Raw genomic sequence first — 20413 nt, 5'->3', positions numbered from 1 at the left:
ATGGACGAACAAACGTCCCCAACATATGAAAACCGGGGGGCCCGCTGAAGCGAGCTGAGAGTAGACTGTAAATGTCTTGACCCATAACCTGATTTGGATAATGCCAACGTAGGGACATATGCACGAAGGATTCTTAAAGACACAGAAGATCAGAAGTACAGAAGAAATCAGAAGTACAGAAGATTTTCATTAAGTACGTAAGATTAAGAGCCGGTTGCCGTGATGCGTATGCGTTGCAGCAGCCGGTTTTTTGTTGTATAAATACAAAGAATTTATGGAAGGAGATTTTTTTTACATGAGAAATTACAGTACACAGATGGAGGCAGCCCGTAAAGGCATCATCACACCTGAGCTTGAGATCGTAGCTAAGAAGGAACGCATGACAACAGAGGAACTGCTTCCGCTGGTAGCCTCCGGTAAGGTGGCGATCTGTGCAAATAAAAATCACAAATGTATCGATCCGGAGGGCGTAGGCTCCATGCTCCGCACCAAGATCAATGTAAACCTTGGTGTATCCAGAGACTGCAAGGACTACGATGTAGAGATGCAGAAAGTAATGGAAGCTGTAAACATGGGCGCCCATGCTATCATGGATCTTTCTTCCCACGGAAATACCATTCCGTTCCGACGCAAGCTGACATCCGAGTGTCCGGCAATGATCGGAACCGTTCCGGTTTATGATTCCGTTATCCACTATCAGAGAGATCTTGATACGCTGACAGCTAAAGATTTTATCGATGTAGTCAGACTCCATGCACAGGATGGTGTTGACTTTGTAACTCTTCACTGTGGAATCACAAGAAAGACCATCGATCAGATCCGTAATCACAAGAGAAAAATGAATATCGTTTCCAGAGGAGGATCTCTTGTATTTGCATGGATGTGCATGACCGGTGAGGAGAATCCGTTCTATGAATACTACGACGAGATTCTGGATATCTGCCGCGAGTATGATGTGACCATCTCTCTTGGTGATGCCTGCCGTCCTGGATGTCTGGCTGATGCAACAGATGTATGCCAGATCGAGGAGCTTGTACGTCTTGGCGAGCTGACCAAACGTGCATGGGAAAAGGACGTTCAGGTTATGGTTGAGGGACCGGGACATGTGCCGCTTGATCAGGTTGAGGCAAATATGAAAGTACAGCAGTCCATTTGCCAGGGTGCACCGTTCTATGTATTAGGACCTATCGTAACTGACGTTGCACCGGGATATGACCACATTACATCCGCGATCGGCGGAGCAGTAGCTGCTATGTCCGGAGCAGCATTCCTCTGCTATGTAACACCGGCCGAGCATCTTGCACTTCCGAATCTTGAGGACGTAAAACAGGGAATCATGGCATCTAAGATCGCAGCTCATGCAGCAGACATTGCCAAAGGTGTCCGCGGTGCCCGTGAGATCGATGACAAGATGGCAGATGCCAGAAGAAAGCTTGACTGGGAGGCACAGTGGGAATGCGCCATGGATCCGGAAACAGCAAAACGTATCTGGAACGAGCGCAAACCGGAGCATGATGATACCTGCTCCATGTGCGGTAAATTCTGCGCAGTACGAAGCATGAACAAGGCACTTGCAGGAGAGCATATCGATATTCTGTAAGAATACAGAATGTATATGAGCATGCAGCATCACAGTAGAACGTGGTGTTGGCAGTATCCAGCCAGAAAACTGGTTGATCGAATGCGGATATGGAAAGAACAGTAATGCTGAAATTGTGGAAAGTCTGATGTTCCGATAATAAAACATAAACCGCTGTGATCTAAAATGAAGATCACAGCGGTTTTTTGCAGAGTTGGGGACATTATTGCAGCTTGCGAAAAGACAGGGCCGCGTTATAATAAAAATAGAACTTACATATAAACGGTTTACATAAAAAGGAAGGAAAGGTACGAAATGAAATTTCCGAAAAAATTGATAGCATTTGGTCTGTCATTATGTATGTCTGTTGTTCCATGTGGACCGGTGGCGGCCGAAGATTTTACAGATGCACAGACGGATATGACAGACGCCATTGATACTTTTACAGATGACGGGAATTCTGAGGAATCAGAAAATACCGTAAACACAGATCAGATCACGGAAGAAGATACTGCCGTGAGCACAGATCAGATTACAGAAGAAGAGTTTCCGGGATCAGATATCGGAACGGAAACGGATGAAGCTGAAAGCTCAGAGAGGGAGGAAATACAACAGGATTCTGAAGGAGAATCAACTCTGGAAGAACCTTCGGCGGTCATCAGAAAAGCAGAAGGAACAGAGGAGGCTGCGGCACCGGAAGAAATTTTTGGTGACGGAGAAAACCAGGAGCAGCAGGAAGATATATTCACAGATGATATTCCGGCAGCAGGCACTTCCGAAAAAGAAACAGATGTGGAGAGCACAGAAATATATCTGTATGCGATGAATGATACTTACAGCAGTGTGATCTCCATGCCGGATACCATGCAGACATCTTATCAGATCCAGACATCCGGCAAAAATCCGGTATATACGGTTGTTTCTGGTTATACTGCGAAAGTCAGCGAAACCGGTCTTGTTACTCCTAAAATGCAGTATGTAACCTATGTAGACAAAAACGGAAATGACGTAAAGGGCCAGTGGGAATACATGTTTGGAGAGACCCTGATCTCTGTACAGGATGGAAACAGTACCGTTTATTATAAATTCATACTTAAAGATTATGCGGAGTATTACGCAGAACAAAAAATGGATACATTCCTCAAAGAAAATATTACTGCGGAAATGTCCGATTATAAAAAGGTTGAGACGATCGCCAGATGGCTTGCCAACAACTTTAATTACAGTCAGTATCATTCCGGTTATACAGGCCTGATGCTGGATGGCGGCGGAGACTGCTGGGCCAATACCAGCGCAGTGAACTATATGTGCGAAAAACTGGGACTGACCGTGTATGCAAGGTATGCGGCAAATGATCCGGGGGCAGGAAGCGGTCACAGGAATTCCGTAGTCATCATTGACGGCGAAAGATATCTGGTTGACTGCGGATATACGGGAAATGCCCCCAGACATTATGAATTGTCCAAAATGGACTATGACTATTCTTATAAGATCCTGAATGATGGAACACTCAGGCTGTATCAGTATGAAGGGACAGATACAAATATCGTAGTTCCGGATACTATTGACGGAAGAAAAGTAACGGTTCTTGGAAACAGTACCTTCCAGTATTGCACCCAGGCTTCTGATATAGAGTCTGTTACTTTGCCGGATTCGCTTACAACCATCGAAAAGAATGCTTTTTACAACTGTGAGAAATTGAAATCTGTTACGATTCCCCAAAATGTGTCATCTATAGGGCTGGCTGCTTTTGTGGAGGGCTTGTCTGAGTCCAGTCTGACAGAAATTAAAGTAGATCCGGAAAATCCGTATTTTTCTGAAAAAGACGGAGTGGTATTCAGCAAGGATGGCACAAAACTGATCGTGTTTCCGTCCGGACGTTCCGGAGATTACCAGATTCCGGATGGAACTGTAAGCGTGGGAGACTATGCTTTTTATTACTGTGTAAATGTTTCTTCCATAACAGTCCCGGGAAGTGTCAGAAGCCTTGGAGAAGGTGCATTCGGAAACTGTTCGTCGCTTACGAAAGCTGTCCTGAACGAAGGCTTGGAAGAAATCGGTGAATATGCATTCCAGAGCAGTTCAGGGATCCGTGATCTTATAATTCCCGCATCTGTAAAATCAGTTGGGAAAAATGGACTTCGTCTGTCTTCCGGGTGCAGGATAAGAGTACTGAGCACAGATACTGTCTGGGCGGATGATGCGTTCAGGGATTCAGCACTGATCGCGGGAAAAAAGGATTCCACACTTCAGAAATACGCAGAGGACCGTGGCTACACGTTTGTGGAGCTGTCAGCAGACAACCGGATACCGCTTCAGAATGAATGGTTTGAACAGATCACTCCAGAATATGAATATAATGGAAAAAGCCATGAACCTGAAATAGAATCCAGTGAATCCGCACCGGAACTTGAGCAGGGCTCCGATTATGAAGTAACTTATGAAAATAACATCAATGCAGGAACTGCGACTGTAAAGATCACGGGAAAAGATATTTTCTGCGGTACAGTAGAGCGGAGTTTCAAGATTACGCCAGATGAAAATGGAATGCATGTGTGCTATTTTGCGGAAAATAATGAAACCTACCTGGAAACCACCTTTAAAGGAAAAAAAGTGGAACCGGAAGTGGTAATTGACGGACTGGTACAGGGGAAAGATTATACGGTAACCTACGTTAATAATGAAAAGCCTGGTGAAGCTCGTGCAGAGCTCACGGGAATCGGCAATTATAAAGGATCGGAAACATTATATTTTACTATTTACGGAAAACTGCCGGTTGTGGATCCAATAGCTGATCAGACATATACAGGAAAAGAACTCACACCTGCCATCGTAATCCCCGGATTGAAAGCCGGCGAAGATTATTATATGTACTACGAGGATAATCAGTATCCTGGTGTTGCAACGGTAACCATTTATGGTACCGGTTATTATAAAGGTGCCGCAACCATTCATTTCAAGATCATAAAAAAGACAGAAAAGTTTGTCAGCAATGTTAAGCTAAACAGAACCTCTTACACTTATACGGGAAAATCCATCCGGCCATCAGTAACCGTAACTGTAAATGGAAAGAAGATCGGTTCGAGTGCTTATAAGCTGTATTACAAAAATAATAAAAATTCCGGAATTGGAACTGTGCAGGTCAGAGGAATCGGAAAATACAGTCGTATCAACAAAACGCTTACCTTTAAGATCCTGCCTCCAAAAACTCTGCTGACAGGACTGAAAAAAGCAAACAGATCCTTTACTGCAAGCTGGAAAAAAAATATACAGGCAACCGGCTATCAGATCCAGTATGCAGCAGACAGCAGATTTACAAAAGAAAGAAAAACGGTCACAGTTGGAAAACAGTCTGCGACCAGATATAAGATATCAGGACTGAAAAACAAAAAGACCTATTATATCCGCATCCGGTCATATAAAAGAGTCGGAAAAAAGGTTCTTTACAGTAGCTGGAGTACGGTAAAGAAAATCCGGGTTTGATCATAAAGGAGTGGATCTTAGATTTATATAAATGGAGCAGAATGCTTCTGTGACAGAATTAAGGCTTGTAATTATAAAAAGAGCGCGTTATAATGAACTCATAAAAAAGAAAATTTCTTCGGGGCAGGGTGTGATTCCCTACCGGCGGTATAGTCCGCGACCCGCTTTGGCGGCTGATCTGGTGAAATTCCGGAACCGACAGTAAAGTCTGGATGAGAGAAGAACGCGCAGTATTTAAAGAACGTGCTCAGTGCCCCGGGAAGAAGCTCCCGGGGCTTTTTATGTGAAGAAATTTTTTCGCATAAAGATTTCTTGTGGAAATTTTCTTTGAATATTTCTGAAGAAGGAGAGAAAGTTATGAGTGAACAGATATTACAGAGAGGAAATGCCGTGGAAAGAAGCAGAACAAGAACCATCGCGCAGGTAGCCATGCTTGGTGCTGTGGCAGGAGTATTAATGAATCTTGAGTTTCCGATCCCGTTTCTTGCACCGTCTTTTTATCAGCTTGATTTTTCCGAGGTACCGGTTATGGTAGGAACCTTCGCTATGGGACCTGTGGCAGGTATCCTGATCGAGCTTGTGAAGATTCTCGTACATCTTGTGACTAAGGGAACCATGACTGCCGGTGTTGGTGATGTTGCCAATTTCCTGTTTGGATGTGCCTATGTGGTACCGGCCGGCCTGATCTACCGTTTCCGTCATAAAAAGAGCAGAGTACATGCAGTTGCAGGTATGGCAGCAGGAACAGTCCTGACAGCGATCCTTGCATGCTTTGTCAATGCCTTTGTGCTGCTTCCGGCTTACGGTAAGGCGTTTGGAATGCCAATCGAGACCTTTATCCAGATGGGAAGCGCAGTACACAGCTCCGTAAACGGACTGCTTACCTTTGCACTGCTGATCATCGTACCGTTTAATATCTTTAAATATGCACTGACATCTCTGATCGTATTTGTAATTTATAAGAAGATCCGTGTTGTACTGAAGGGTGACTGATCATAAGCAGCTGCCGGAGGATGAAGAAAAGATCAGAAATTGGTGGTTTCAGATAAATATCTGAGAATGTGAGAAATGCCATGTAATATATTGCCGATGGGCAGTAAATTACATGGCATTTTTTATGTCAGGCGTTTTGTTTTGCAGCTTTCATGACTCCAAGCTCACGTCTGGCAAAAACAACGGCCAGCACAAATGCAGAGGTATCTGCAATTGGTCCTGCGTACATGACGCCATCGATGCCGAAGAAGACCGGGAAGATGACGATCAGAGGCAGCAGGAAGAGCACCTGCCTTGTGAGGGACATGATCACACCAAACCTGGCTTTTCCAATGGAGGTAAAAAAGCAGGCGGACATAGGCTGGATCCCGTTGGCAAAGGTCATCAGCATGAAGATGCGGAGATATTTTTCTGCAAAATGAAAGTACAGGTCGCTGCCGTTTCCGAAGATGCCTACGATCTGATGCGGGAAGAACTGGAAGCAGATAAAAAATATGGTTGCGATCACAGTACATAAGGTTACGGAATAGCGGTATGTCTGGCGTACACGGCTGTATTTTTCGGCACCGTAGTTAAATCCCAAGATGGGCTGGGAGCCCTGGGAGATTCCGATGCAGATGGCCATAAATACCTGATTGACTTTGGAAATGATCCCTGCACAGGCGATTGGAATATCACTCCCGTAGGCGGAGAGTGCTCCGTAATGGCGAAGTGTATTGTTCATGACGATCTGCACTGCAGCAATGGCAACCTGATTGATACAGGATGCCATTCCCAGAGAAAAAATGGCAGACAGATTGCGTGCTTTAGGAATCAGCATGGAGTGGTCCAGGTACATTTTCCGGAGTCTGGAAAAATAAAAAATGATCAGAAGTCCGGATACGATCTGGCCGATCACGGTTGCCCAGGCTGCACCTTTGATGCCCCAGCCGAATCCAAAGATGAAAAGCGGGTCCAGGATGGTGTTGATGGCGGCACCGGCCAGGATGCAGGTCATGGAATAGGTAGGACTCCTGTCTGCTCGGATCAGATGGTTGCCGCCTGTGCTTAAAACATAAAAGGGAAGTCCAATGGCGGTGATCCCCATGTAATCAATGGCATAGGGCATGACGTCCGGTGTTCCGCCGAAAAAATGAAGCAGTGGCTTCAGGAACAGAAGGACGATGACAGAGAGTATCGTACCGGAGATTATCAGCGCGGAGAGTCCGGTTCCTGCAATGGAGCTGGCTTTTTTTTCGTTTCCTGCGCCCATTTCCAGGTTGTAATTGGAGGCGCTGCCGATTCCCAGGAGCAGTGCAGCAGCAGTAGAGATAATGGTTACGGGAAATGCGATGTTTGTGGCGGCGTTTCCAAGCATTCCTACGCCCTGTCCGATAAAGATCTGGTCAACGATATTGTACAGAGCGCTGACCAGCATGCTGATGATGGCGGGAATGGCGAATTTGGCGATCAGGATGCCTACAGGGGCGGTTCCCAGAGGGTTTTCGGCCTGGGCAGCATTGGTCTGGTTTTTCAATGTTTTTTCCTTCTTTCTTGTCTACAGTAGCTGTTTGGTAATGTGATAAGTGGATTTTTAATTTTATAGCAGAGTATTTATTATAGCACTATTGTGAAGTGAGTGTAAGTATAAAAAATTGACCTTTGGTTTTGGATGGGATAAAATGTTTTTAGAAAAAATTTTCGGGAAGGAGTTTTTCAGATGGGTAAGATCAACAGTGTGAAAAAACTTACAGATAATAAGTTCGTGAATCTTTATGGAGTGGATGCGACCAGTGTACATGATACGCCGGTTTCTTATTTTGTGGCCTCCAGGGCGAAGAGTGTGGAGGATATGAAGCTTTCTACAGGGGAGAATCATCCGGATGGGGTGATCATTTACAGTGTTTATGGAGAGAAGCGGGATAAGGTTGTGCTGATCCGTCAGTATCGGTATACGATCGGCGGGTATATTTATGAGTTTCCGGCGGGGCTTGTGGAGCCTGGGGAGGATTTCCATGAGGGTGCTGTGCGGGAGATGTTTGAGGAGACCGGGTTGAAGCTGGAGCCGATCAAGGTTGCGGAGGCTTTTGAGAAGCCTTATTTTACGACGATCGGGATGACGGATGAATCCTGTGCTACGGTTTATGGGTATGCCAGTGGTGAGGTTAGTGCGGCTGCTCAGGAAGATAGTGAAGAGATTGAAGTTGTTATTGCTGACAGAGATGAAGTGCGAAGAATTTTGAAGGAGGAGAGGGTTGCTATTATGTGTGCTTATATGTTGATGCACTTTTTGAAGGATGAGGAGCCGTTTGGGTTTCTTGGGGAGATTTAAATGAGATGAAATAACTAACGAACGCCATCGACGCTGCGCTGGCTGGCTGAGAAAAAGGGGGAATCTGTGGTTTGCGGATTCCCCCTTTGTGGTTAAAGTATTAAAGTTCTATGAGTTTTCCAAGGTCTTTGTTGTATTTGCAGTATTTGCCGTTTTCAGAGATAAATGGCTGGTAGGTGTCGGTGCGGGTGTCTTTGATGTAGACGATTCCGGTTGCGATCATTTCTACCAGGGAGAAGCGTTTGCTCAGGCTGGAGATCCAGCGGTAAGTTTTTTCGTTGCCGGAGTCTGCCATGATGAGGTTGTAGCCGCCTGGACAGGCCTCCAGTGAGAAATATACTTTCTGGGACCGGATGGAGGTGTTGAATACCTGGCCGGTGATGTAGGCGGAGAAGTTTTCTTCTACGAATTTACGGAAAGTGTAGAGGTCGTAGATTACGCCGGTGGTTTCGTCTTTGATCTTGTCGCCGCGTTCAATGCGGGCTTTCAGGAGTTTGAGGACTTCGATGGTCCAGTTGATGAAGGAGATGCTACTGTAGTCCATGCTTTCCTGAAGCTGATCGACCAGTTTTTTCGACAGGACGTTGGATTTCGATGCTTCGTTAAAAAGTTCTTCGTTCATAAGGTTCCCTCCAGAATTGTATTTTTATATTGTTTTCGCTCTTTTTTGTATTTTTTATTATAAGTCTGAATTGTGCATAAATCAATAAAAAACCGTAAAATACAAAGGCAATTTATGGAAAAAGATATATGATTAACGAATATGTGCAGAAAATATCAGGCGTTTTTTTACGTTTTTCACGTCATTTTAGGATATTTATGTTCTTTTTTTATGAAATCTATTGACAGGTTTTATGAATTTAAGAGATAATTTTATTATAAAAACTGCAGCGGCCAGGAGTGCGCGGGACCGGATTCCGGTTGGGTCCGGGCTTGGCTGTCGGGCAGAGAAATGGGGAATTGATAAATGGAGAACAATGGAGAGATTAAAGTTAAGAGCTTACAGAAGGCATTGGAAATCCTGAACTGTTTTGCTGTGAAGCAGCCCCTGGGTGTAACGGAGATCAGTGAGAAGCTGGGTCTGTATAAGAGTAATGTTCATAATATCCTGGTTACGTTTACTGCTATGGAGTATCTGGTGCAGGATCCGGAGTCTGGGAAATTCCGGCTGGGTCCGGAGGTTATGATGCTGAGCCGGGCATTTCGTGAAAATCTTGATATTACGAGGATTGCTGTGCCGGTTATGCGTGAGATCGCAAATGAGGTGCAGGAACTGGTTTATCTGGCTGTGCCGAAGGGTGAGGATATGCTGTATCTGGAGGCGGTTTCTCCGGAGAACCAGAGGCTTGTAACAAAATCTGTAACCGGTGAGTGCTCAAAGATGTACTGTACAAGTGTTGGAAAAGCAGTTCTGGCGACTATGTCCGAAGAGGACAGGGAGAAGCATATTCCGGAGGAACTGGAAGCTTTTACAGAGTACACGATCACAGACCGGAGAGAACTGGATGAGGAGATCCGGCTGGTTCGGGAGCGTGGATATGCAGTGGATGATATGGAAGTTATGTTTGGTGTGAAATGTGTAGGCGTGGCTCTTCTTAATCATGAAGGGGAAGCGGAGGGTGCTTTAAGTATCAGCGCTCCGTCTCTGAGGATGAATAAAGAAAATATTCAGAAATATGCGGAAATTCTGAAGACCAGTGCGCGAAAGATACAAAAACTTTTGTAATATATATGAAAATTGCACAAAAAATAAAAAAATGAAAGTTTGTTATTGAAAAAATATACCAACAGTGCTATAGTTAAAACACGAAATAAAGAACGTGGTTCTCCAATAAAGAACAATAGAAATGAAACCCGGTACTCAGACCGGGTTAAAAAATAAAATATATTGAGAACAACGTTCCATAATAAAGAACGAACGTAAAGCTAAAGGAGGATTTTCAAATGGCAAACAAACCTTATGTAGTAGTGGAATGGAACGACACAGAGACAGATGCAAAAGGATGGATGTGTGCATATAACTTTGTAGGGCATTACTGTGGCGGCGGTACAAGAATGCATCCTACAGTAACCAAGGAAGAAGTTATCCGTCTTGCAACAACCATGGGATATAAATATAAAGCCTGTGAATCTCTGACAACTGGCGGATGTAAAGCCGGTATCGCTTATGATTACAAGGCTCCGGATGCTGAGGATGTTCTTCGCAGATTCCTCACAGCTACAGCTCCTTATATTAAAGCTGGTGTTTCCATTGGCGGCGACCTTGGTGTTGATTATTCTGTAGTTCTTCGTATTCTTGATGATCTGGGAATCGGAATTCCTCAGACAAAGGCTATGAAAGAAGATCCGGATATTCATCAGGGCATCTTAAACCATGACAGAGCAGAGAAAGAGCTTACCTACGATGGATTCAAGATGTATGACATGATCACCGGTTACGGTGTTGCGGCAGCAGCAGATGAAGCCTGGAAGCTTAAAGGCGGAAAGGAAGGCGCCTCCGTTGTTATCCAGGGATTTGGATGTGTTGGTGCCAGCTGTGTAAACTCTCTGAATAAGATGGGATATAAAGTTGTTGGTATCGCAGATGTAAATGGACTTGTTTATTGCAAAGATGGCCTTGATATTCCGAAATTGGTAGCAACCAGACTTCCGAAGGGTGAATTAAATAAAGAAGCTTTTGAAGATAATTATGAAGTACTTCCGAACTCCGAATGGCTCAGCCAGGAATGTGATATCCTCATTCCGGCAGCTCTGGAAGATGTTATCAATAAAGATAACGCAGATAAGATCAAAGCATCTCTTATCGTAGAGGCAGCCAATATTCCGACAACACCGGAAGCAGATGAGATCCTTCGCAGGAAAGGCATCGACGTAGCCGTAGACTTCATCTCCAACCTTGGTGGAATACGTATTTACGAGGCAGTTATCTTCCGTATTGTTAAGATTGAGAACATGAGCGATGAAGATGCAGCTGCAGCGATCGTAAAAGATACCGTAGATCTGATCCGCAAACAGACAAAAGTTGTATTTGAAGAATCCGCGAAGACAGGCGAGTTCACAAGAGATGTAGCAAGAAGACTGTTTACTCCTGACAAATCCGACACACCGGATATGTGATGGATGAATAACTGATAAAGTACCAGTATTGAGAACCGATTAAGGGGATGCCCCGTGATGGGGCATCCTTTTTTCAAAGAAGACAGGGTCAGGAGGGGTTGTATGAATTCGAAATTAAGAAAGTATCTTACCATTATTGCGCTGGGGCTTGCAGGCGGCTCGATCTACTTTTTACCATATATAAAGTATGTATTTTATGATGCGCAGATTTCAACTATGGGAATCACCAATACACAGTCAGGACTTATGCTGACAATGTATACAATCGGAAATATGATCTTGTATATTCCAGGAGGTATCATTGCGGATAAGGTATCACCGAAGAAGGCACTGGTAATCTCACTTCTCAGTACAACGGCGCTGGCATATATTTATGCGTTTTCTATGAATTTTGCAGTAGCCATGGTGATCTGGCTGGGACTGTCCTTCAGTACTGCATTTGTATTCTGGTCCTCTCTGATGAAAGCAATCCGTATTATCGGAACAGAAGAAGAACAGGGATTTATGTACGGACTGTATTATGCATGTAATGGTATCACAGGTGCCCTGACCAATACTCTCGCATTAAATGTATACAAAACAGCAGGCAATGATATGTCATCTGGTTTTGTACGCGCCGTAATAAGCGGTGGAAGTGTTGCGGCAGTTGCAGGTATCATTCTTATTTTCCTTATGAAAGAGGACAAAAAAGACGCATCCGCAGCAGATGACGGAGAACCGAAGTTCCAGCTCTCAGATCTGGGTAAACTTTTAAAGATGCCGGTTGTATGGGTGGTTGCCCTTACGATTTTCTGTGGATATGGATATTACACAAGTACTTCTTATTTTAATCCGTTCCTTACAGAAGTGATCGGAGTATCCCCGGAAAGTTCCGGCCTGATTTCCATTATCAGAAATTATCTTCTGCTTCTGCTTGCACCGGTAGGTGGAATCCTTGCGGATAAAGTGTTCAAATCAACCTGTAAATGGCTGATGACAGCATTTTTGATCCTGGCAGCGCTGTTTGGTATTGTAATGATCCTTCCATCGGATATCAGTCCAATGGCAGCAAGCCTTTACACACTGATCCCGGGTGCATTTGCAATGATGATGTACGGCGTTGTATTCTCCACAGTCAGTGAGGCGGGAATCCCGAGAATGATGACGGGAACTACAATAGGAATTGCTTCAATCATTGGTTACCTGCCAGATTCCATTTATTCCGTTATTTTTGGAAAATGGATGGATCAGCACGGAGCAGCGGGATATAACTATATTTTTACATTCCTGATGATAACAGGTATTATCGGTGCGGTACTGGCTTTCACTATTTACCGTCTTGGAAAGAAAAACAGAGAACAGGCTATATAGAGAGGGTTCGATTATGGGAAAAGAAAATAAAGAAAAATTATATATGAATCCAAAGAGATGCAAGGGCTGCGGATATTGTATCAACGCATGTCCACAGGATGCACTCAGTGTATCCGATTTTGTAAATGAAAAAGGTTACAATACAGTTCAGGTAGATGAAACGAAATGTGTGGCATGTGGTATGTGTTACCGTGTATGTCCGGATTATGTATTCGAAATAAGATGAAGGAGGTCAGTTATGGCTAAGGTATTGTTAAAAGGAAATGAAGCACTGGCCGAAGCTGCACTGGCAGCAGGATGCCGTTTTTACAGTGGATATCCGATCACCCCGCAGACAGAGATCCTGGAGTATTTATCCTGGAGAATGGAAGATGTAGGCGGAACTTTTATTCAGGCTGAATCCGAGCTTGCAGGTATCAACATGGTTCTTGGAGCAGCGGCAGCCGGGGCACGTGCACTGACAACTTCATCAGGCCCTGGATTTTCCCTGAAACAGGAAGGAATTTCATACCTTGTAGCAGCAGACCTTCCGGCAGTTATCGTTGATGTAATGAGAATCGGAACCGGTCTTGGCGATATCGCACAGGGTCAGGGAGACTACTGGCAGCTTACCAGAGGCGGCGGCCACGGCGATTACCACACACTGGTTCTTGCGCCGGCATCCGTTCAGGAAAATGCAGATATGATGGCAGAAGCATTTGATCTTGCTGAGAAATACCGTCATCCGGTACTGATCGCTTCTGACGCTGCGATCGGACAGATGATCGAAGCAGTGGAGATTCCGAAATTTATTGAGCACGATATCAATAAATATGACTGGACAATCAAAGGCTGCAAAAAAGGCGATGAGCAGAGAAAGATCCAGAATGTTTACTATACACATCCAGATTATGAAACTTACCTTTCCAATAAATATGCAGAGATGGAACAGAGAGAACAGAGATACGAATGCATTCAGGTTGAGGATGCAGAAGTTGTTCTGGTAGCATATGGAATCAGTTCCAGAGTCTGCAGAGAGGCGGTTGAGATCGCAAGAGAAGAAGGCTTTAAACTGGGCCTGATCCGTCCGATCACACTGTGGCCGTTCCCTGTGAAAGCTTTTGAACAGGCAAAAGAAGCAAAGGCATTTCTTACCGTAGAGATGAATATCCTCGGACAGATGGTAGACGATGTAAAACTTGCAACAGGCGGTAGATATCCGGTAGATCATTATGGATCGATCTTCGAAATTCCGGAATCTGACGGAATCATTGCAAAAGCAAAAGAAATGTTGAAAAAGGGGGAAGCATAACATGAGATTAGTAGCTCCTGAAACAATTACATTTACACAGAGCGGTTTCTGTCCGGGCTGTGGGCATGGACTGGCTGTCCGCCTGATCGCAGAAGTTATGGAAGAGATGGGTTTAAGTGAAAAACTCCTGGCAATCGTTGACGTTGCCTGTGGTTCTTTAAATATTGATTCCTGGAGATTTGATACCATTATGGCAGCACATGGACGTCCCATCGCAACGGCTGTCGGTGTAAAAAAGATCCGTCCGGAAAATCCGGTCATGGCATATATCGGTGATGGTGCGGCGTATTCCATCGGAATGGCTGAGACCATGCACACTGCAATCCGAAATGACAATGTGGTAACCATCGTTATCAATAACAGCCTCTACGGTATGACAGGTGGACAGTGCGCACCGACCTCTCTGCCAGGGCAGATCACAACCTCCACTCCGAGAGGAAAAGATCCGAAAAAAGCTGGAATGCCATTCCGTGTAGAACAGGCATTTACAGGATTTGATATTGCATACCTCGCAAGAGGCTCCATGGCAGATGCCAAAGGAATGATGCAATCCAAGAAATACATCAGAAAAGCTTTTGAAAAACACATGAAAGGAGAAGGCTTCTGCCTTGTGGAACTTCTTTCTCCATGTCCGACAAACCTGAATATGACTCCGGTAAAGAGTGTGGAACGTATCAAAAACGAGATGATCAAATACTTCCCGCTGGGAGAGTTCAAGGATAAGAAAGAGGAGGCATAGATTATGGGAAAAGAAATTATTTGCGCGGGATTCGGCGGACAGGGTGTCCTCACTGCCGGTATGCTTCTGATAAATGCAGGAATGGAACAGGACAAAAACGTACTGTTTTATCCTTCCTATGGTTCCGAGATGCGTGGCGGTACCGCAAACTGTACAGTAAAAGTTAGCGAAAAGCTGATCGCCAGCCCGATCTCCAAACATCCGGATATTCTTTTTACCATGAATACCCCTGCCATTGACAAATTTGAAGAGAGATTAAAACCAGGCGGACTCCTTCTGGTAAATTCCTCTATTGTTCCGGAAGACCGTAAATACAGAGACGATATTAAAATTATAAAAATTCCTGCAACAGACATTGCGGCAGAAGTCAGAAATCCAAAAGGTGCGAACCTTGTCATGCTTGGAGCACTGGCTGCCAACAGCGACCTGTTCTCAGTAGAATATATGGAATCCGCTATCGTTTCTTTCTTTGAAAAAAAAGGAAAAGGCAAATACAATGAGAAAAATGTAGCTTGCTATCGAAGAGGAGTAGCCGGTAAATAAGATCAGGAGGTGACTGATATATGAATCTTACCAAGTTGTTAAAACCAAAATCAGTTGCTGTTATCGGCGCAAGTGAAAAAGAAGGTTTTGGTGGAGATGTATGCCGTAATACTCTCAGCTATGTAGAAGACATGAGCAGAGTATACTTTGTACATCCGAAAAGAGAAAGTGTATTTGGAGTTCCCTGCTATAAGAGTATTTCCGATATACCGGATACCATTGATATGATGGTGATCTGTACTTCACAGAAAACAGTCATTCCGCTTCTGAAAGAAGGAGCAGCCAAGGGTGTTGGCGGAGCCGTTGTTTTTGCCAGCGGATATGGCGAGATCGGAACAGATGAAGGCAGGAAAAATGAGGCGGAACTGATCGCAGCAGCAAAAGAACTGGACATTGCAGTCATGGGACCAAATTGTGCCGGATTTGTAAATTACATTGATAATGTGCAGGCTTTCGCTTTTATTTCTGCGAAGAGAGACCGAAAAGGAAGTGTTGGCGTTGTTTCACAGAGCGGCCAGCTGTGCCTTTCCATGATGGATGATCCCGGAATGCGTTTTTCCTACAGTATTTCAGCCGGAAACGGAAAGATTGTCCAGATGGAAGACTATATGGACTTCCTTGTAGAAGATGAAGATACAAAAGTTGTCAGTGTTTATATCGAGGGTGTAAAAAATGCGGCAAAATTTGCAGATGTTCTGAAAAAAGCAGCTGTGAAAAAGAAACCTGTAGTCATTCTCAAAGCAGGAAGAAGTGCCAAAGGCGGAGCAATCGCAGCTTCCCATACAGGAAGTCTCTCAGGTTCCGATGCATCCTTTGATGCAGTTCTGAAAAAATTCGGAGCGATCCGTGTGGATGATCTGGAAGAACTGATTGCCACTTCACTGATGCTTGCCACACTGAATCGTTATCCGAAGAAGGCTGTTTTTGCATCCATGAACCTTTCCGGAGGCGAGACCGGAATCTGTGCGGATGTAGGAAGTCTTAACGGAATCGAATATCCGGATTTTGCACCGGAAACTCTTGCAAAACTGAAAGAACAGCTTCCATCCTATGCATCTCCGAATAATCCGCTGGATATGACAGCCAGTCTTTCCTACGATGCAGATCTGTATGCAGAAGCATTGCGTACAGTCATGGATGATCCAAATATTGAGATGGTACTGATCGGCTATACTCTGCTTCTTGAAGTGGCAGATCCTGCGATTCACTATATGTATCAGGGAATTGAAAAAGTTGTACGGGAAAAAGGCAAGAACTGCAAACCGATTGCCATGATACCGTTTGCAGAAAACACCAGAAACCCGGAATACCAGGAAAAACTCTTCAAGATCGGAGTGCCGATCCTCCCTCCTCCGGTATATGCATTTAAGATTCTCCGTCATCTGGCTGATTTTATTTCCTATACTTCCGAAGGAAAAACACTGGAACTTTCTGCCGGAGCACCAGTTGGCAAGGAGACCTTTGCACTGTCTGAGCATGACAGCAAGATGGAACTTGCAGATTTTGGCGTAGATATTCCAAAAGAAGTCATTGCAAAAACAGTGGAAGAAGCAGCTGCGTTTGCAGAAAGTGCTGATTGCCCGCTGGCTATGAAAGTAGAATCCGCAGACATCCTGCATAAGAGTGATGTTGGCGGTGTAAAACTCAATATTCGTGGAAAAGAAGCAGCTGTAAAAGCTTATGAGGAGATCATGAGTAATGTAACGGGTGCGAGACCGGATGCGAAGATCAACGGAATCCTTATGGTTCCCATGCTGAAACCTGGCGTGGAAATGATCATCGGAGTAAACAACGATCCACAGTTTGGTCCTATGATCATGGTAGGAATGGGCGGTGTGTTTGTAGAGGTATTTAAAGATGTGGCTTTATATCCGGCTCCACTGTGTGAAGCGGAAGCTCTGGATATGCTGAAATCACTGAAATCCTACAAACTCCTCAACGGCTACAGAGGAAACGCAAAATGCGATATTCCGGCATTGTGCAAAACCATCGCGGGAATCAGCAGATACGCCAACGCAAATAAAGATACTCTGAAAGAGCTGGATATCAATCCACTGTTTGTATATCCGGAAGGCGAAGGTGTAGGCGTTGCCGATGCACTGATCGTAAAACATGTAAAATAATTATGGAACAGGAAGAGGGGCATTCACAGTCAATGCCCTTCTTCACTCTGGATATGTATCAGAAGAAGCTATCGAGAGACAACCTGGATAATGAGGTAGAATTGGAAAGGTGAAGCCTATGATAGAATTTACAAATGTTTCGAAATCCTATAAAGATAAACTGATCCTGCGGGATATCAATATGACATTTTCTTCCGGGGAATTTGTTGCCATCATTGGTTCCAGCGGATGTGGAAAAACAACCCTTCTGAAAATGATAAACAAACTTCTCCCCATGGACCGGGGAGATATTATCATTGACGGAAAATCCATCCGCGAGATCCCCGATATCAAATTAAGAAGAGAAATCGGGTATGTGGTACAGGAAGGCGGACTGTTTCCACATTTTACAGTAAAAGAGAATCTTGAAATTGTTCCCCAGCTTGAGGGACTGGAACCGGAAAAACGGGAACAGCGGATCAATGAACTCCTGGATATGGTAAATCTTGATCCCAAGCTGTACAGCAACAGCTATCCATGTCAGCTTTCCGGCGGACAGCGCCAGAGAGTGGGAGTTGCCAGGGCATTTGCCACAGATTCTGATCTGATCCTGATGGATGAGCCTTTTTCAGCGTTGGACCCACTTACAAGAGAAGAACTGCAGGACGAGATCGTCAAGCTGCAGAAGGAATACCAGAAAACTATTGTATTTGTCACCCATGATATGGATGAGGCTATCAAATGTGCAGACAAGATCTGCTTTATACAGAACGGAACTGTCATACAGTTCGATAAGACAGAAGAGATCCTGAGGCATCCGGCCAATGATTATGTGGAAAAATTCGTAGGAAAGAACCGTTTGTGGGGAAATCCGAAATATATACATGCATCTGACATTATGTGCAAAGAACCATACACACTTTCCAAAGACAGAACTGTGATACAGGCGCTTCAGGTTATGCGCCAGAATACGATCAACAGTATTTTTATCACAGAGGGAAAATCCAGGGGATTTCTGGGAATCGTCTGGCTGGAAGACTTAAGCAAACTAGATGTGCAGCATATGTCCGCAAGTATCGGGGATATGATCTCATCCGATTATGTATCTGTTTATGAAGAAAGCTCTCTTCAGGAGATCATCGACGAGATCGATTACTATAAATCCGGAATCATTCCGGTACTGAACGAGCGCAGGGAACTGAAGGGGGCACTGACCAAGAGTATCCTTCTTTCGACACTCAGCAAACGTTACAAAAAAGAACAGGAGGGGTGACAGGTGAATACTTTTCTTGAAGTTTTTATGCAGAGAAGAGAAGAGCTGGTCCAGCTTCTTCTGGAACATATTCAGATGACTTCGGCAGCAGTACTGATTTCCATATGCATCGGTATTCCTCTTGGAATTTTTGTAACAAAAAACAAAAAGGCTTCGTCTATTGTGATCGGAATTGCAAATATCATGCAGTCTATCCCAAGTATTGGCCTTCTGGCTTTTCTGGTTCCTGTGGTGGGAATCGGACAGAAGCCGGCCATTATCATGGTTATCATTTATGCCCTGCTTCCGATCATAAAAAATACATATATCGGCATCACCGGTATCCAGCAGTCGGCCATTGAATCAGCCAGCAGCATCGGCCTGACAAAATGGAGGATTTTGTACAAAATACAGATTCCCATCGCAATGCCTTATATTATGGCAGGTGTGCGTATTTCAGCAGTAACAGCTGTTGGAACCGTTACCATTGCTGCTTTTGCAGGTGCGGGAGGTCTGGGATGGCTGATCAATCTGGGCTTAAATGCCAATGATGCGGATCTGGTACTTCTTGGTGCACTGCCTGCCTGTCTTCTGGCCCTGGTGGTAGATTTTGTTCTCGGAAAAGTGGAGAATGCACTGACTCCGGAAGGCCTGAAACCGGTAGACCAGATCACAAACCGTACAAAAGCAGAACGGAAAAGACGAACAGTTATGGCGGTCTGTCTTCTTGTCCTGATCCTGGTAGTTCCATGTTTCGCTTCTGTATACAGTGTGTTCCAGAGAAAAGAAGAGAAAATCGTAATTGGCAGTGAAAACTTTACAGAAGCACTGATCCTGGGAAATATTTACAGCCAGCTGATCCAGGACCAGACAGATATCAAGGTTGAAGAGAAATTTAATCTTAACGGAACCATGATCACTATGTCCGCCATGGAGCGGGGAGATATCGACACATTTACCGATTACACAGGCGTGCTGATTTCCAACGTCCTGAAAGAAGAAATGTCTTCAGATTCGAAGGAAGTCTATGACAGAGTAAAAACAGGCATGGAAGAAAACTACAGCATGCAGGTATCCGATTCTCTGGGATTCAGTAATACCTATGTGTTTGCAGTCACTCCGGAGACAGCAGCGCAGTGTCATCTCACAAAGCTTTCCGAACTTCTGGCTCAGGCGGGCAGCCTGAAACTGGGCTGCACAACAGCATTTACCCAGCGTGAGGATCTTCTGCCCAAGCTAAAAAAAGAATTTCAGGTATCCTTTAAAGAAGTGAATGGTCTGGAAGGAAATATCCGTTATCAGGCACTCACATCTGGAAAAGTGGATGTGATCGATGCTTTTGAGACCGATGCCATACTGAAAAAGATGGATCTTGTGAAACTGGAAGATGATATCGAGTTTTTTCCGCCGTATCAGGCTGTGTCCATTACCAGGAATGAAACCCTGAAAAAATATCCGCAGCTTCAGGAAGTTATGGATATGATGGAAGGAGCCATCACCACAGAAGAGATGATGGATATGAATTACCAGGTAGATGTAGAGGGAAAAACTCCGAAAGAAACAGCTGTGGAATTTCTGAAAGAAAAAGGAATGATAGAATAAATTTTTAAGCGGTCTGAAATTAGGCCGCTTTTTTGGGAATATTTTGTGAAA

Annotated in this window: 16 protein-coding genes and 1 riboswitch; of the genes, 14 read left to right on the top strand and 2 right to left on the bottom strand. The window is 44.5% G+C overall.

Annotation, left to right across the window (positions count from 1 at the left end):
- The first annotated feature begins 295 nt into the window (after window positions 1-295).
- From thiC to ACTNDQ_RS09325, 3 genes are all read left to right on the top strand, one after another.
- Window positions 296-1600, top strand: a complete 1305-nt coding sequence (gene thiC, locus ACTNDQ_RS09335) for a phosphomethylpyrimidine synthase ThiC (protein WP_022426187.1) — start codon at window positions 296-298, stop codon at window positions 1598-1600.
- Between the two features lie 294 nt (window positions 1601-1894).
- Entirely contained in the window at window positions 1895-5062 is a 3168-nt protein-coding gene (locus ACTNDQ_RS09330; protein WP_441064443.1) for a leucine-rich repeat protein, read from the top strand.
- A gap of 110 nt (window positions 5063-5172) precedes the next feature.
- A riboswitch (FMN riboswitch) is annotated at window positions 5173-5290 on the top strand.
- A 129-nt stretch (window positions 5291-5419) separates the two neighbouring features.
- Window positions 5420-6055: an ECF transporter S component gene (locus tag ACTNDQ_RS09325; protein WP_173771844.1), complete on the top strand. Its 636-nt coding sequence runs from the start codon at window positions 5420-5422 to the stop codon at window positions 6053-6055.
- 127 nt (window positions 6056-6182) lie between these two features.
- On the opposite strand, the gene ACTNDQ_RS09320 is transcribed toward ACTNDQ_RS09325, so the two are convergent.
- On the bottom strand, window positions 6183-7571 hold the full coding sequence (locus ACTNDQ_RS09320; protein WP_441064442.1) for an MATE family efflux transporter: 1389 nt from the start codon (window positions 7569-7571) through the stop codon (window positions 6183-6185).
- Window positions 7572-7754: 183 nt separating this feature from the next.
- On the opposite strand from ACTNDQ_RS09320, the gene ACTNDQ_RS09315 reads away from it, so the two are divergent.
- Window positions 7755-8366, top strand: coding sequence for an NUDIX hydrolase (locus tag ACTNDQ_RS09315; RefSeq protein WP_441064441.1), 612 nt, complete (start codon window positions 7755-7757; stop codon window positions 8364-8366).
- Window positions 8367-8466: 100 nt separating this feature from the next.
- Here ACTNDQ_RS09315 and ACTNDQ_RS09310 read toward each other — a convergent pair whose 3' ends face one another.
- On the bottom strand, window positions 8467-8988 hold the full coding sequence (locus tag ACTNDQ_RS09310) for a hypothetical protein (protein ID WP_441064440.1): 522 nt from the start codon (window positions 8986-8988) through the stop codon (window positions 8467-8469).
- A 345-nt stretch (window positions 8989-9333) separates the two neighbouring features.
- On the opposite strand from ACTNDQ_RS09310, the gene ACTNDQ_RS09305 reads away from it, so the two are divergent.
- The 10 genes from ACTNDQ_RS09305 (at window position 9334) to ACTNDQ_RS09260 (ending at window position 20362) form a co-directional block, all read left to right on the top strand.
- On the top strand, window positions 9334-10092 hold the full coding sequence (locus ACTNDQ_RS09305; RefSeq protein ID WP_441064439.1) for an IclR family transcriptional regulator: 759 nt from the start codon (window positions 9334-9336) through the stop codon (window positions 10090-10092).
- A 218-nt stretch (window positions 10093-10310) separates the two neighbouring features.
- Window positions 10311-11483: a Glu/Leu/Phe/Val family dehydrogenase gene (locus ACTNDQ_RS09300; RefSeq protein ID WP_021975826.1), complete on the top strand. Its 1173-nt coding sequence runs from the start codon at window positions 10311-10313 to the stop codon at window positions 11481-11483.
- Window positions 11484-11585: 102 nt separating this feature from the next.
- Complete coding sequence (locus ACTNDQ_RS09295) at window positions 11586-12833, top strand: MFS transporter (protein WP_173758686.1); 1248 nt, start codon at window positions 11586-11588, stop codon at window positions 12831-12833.
- Between the two features lie 13 nt (window positions 12834-12846).
- The gene (locus ACTNDQ_RS09290) at window positions 12847-13059 is read left to right on the top strand and encodes a 4Fe-4S binding protein (protein ID WP_118061818.1); all 213 of its coding nucleotides are present in this window, start codon (window positions 12847-12849) and stop codon (window positions 13057-13059) included.
- Between the two features lie 12 nt (window positions 13060-13071).
- Window positions 13072-14124 (top strand): 3-methyl-2-oxobutanoate dehydrogenase subunit VorB, encoded by a 1053-nt coding sequence (gene vorB, locus ACTNDQ_RS09285; RefSeq protein ID WP_021975823.1) that lies wholly within the window; start codon window positions 13072-13074, stop codon window positions 14122-14124.
- Window position 14125: 1 nt separating this feature from the next.
- Window positions 14126-14863 carry a thiamine pyrophosphate-dependent enzyme gene (locus ACTNDQ_RS09280; protein WP_021975822.1) on the top strand — a complete coding sequence of 246 codons (738 nt, stop codon included), beginning with the start codon at window positions 14126-14128 and terminating at the stop codon, window positions 14861-14863.
- 3 nt (window positions 14864-14866) lie between these two features.
- Window positions 14867-15406, top strand: a complete 540-nt coding sequence (locus ACTNDQ_RS09275; protein ID WP_021975821.1) for a 2-oxoacid:acceptor oxidoreductase family protein — start codon at window positions 14867-14869, stop codon at window positions 15404-15406.
- 20 nt (window positions 15407-15426) lie between these two features.
- Window positions 15427-17529, top strand: coding sequence for an acetate--CoA ligase family protein (locus ACTNDQ_RS09270; RefSeq protein ID WP_441064438.1), 2103 nt, complete (start codon window positions 15427-15429; stop codon window positions 17527-17529).
- A 118-nt stretch (window positions 17530-17647) separates the two neighbouring features.
- Window positions 17648-18781, top strand: a complete 1134-nt coding sequence (locus ACTNDQ_RS09265) for an ABC transporter ATP-binding protein (RefSeq protein ID WP_441064437.1) — start codon at window positions 17648-17650, stop codon at window positions 18779-18781.
- A 3-nt stretch (window positions 18782-18784) separates the two neighbouring features.
- Complete coding sequence (locus tag ACTNDQ_RS09260) at window positions 18785-20362, top strand: ABC transporter permease/substrate-binding protein (RefSeq protein WP_202031870.1); 1578 nt, start codon at window positions 18785-18787, stop codon at window positions 20360-20362.
- Window positions 20363-20413: the final 51 nt, after the last annotated feature.

This window comes from Blautia massiliensis (ex Liu et al. 2021) (assembly GCF_052064225.1).
Lineage (GTDB): Bacteria > Bacillota > Clostridia > Lachnospirales > Lachnospiraceae > Blautia_A > Blautia_A fusiformis.
The sequence above is the reverse complement of the archived record's forward strand: the minus strand, read 5'-3'. Positions and strand labels throughout refer to the sequence as shown.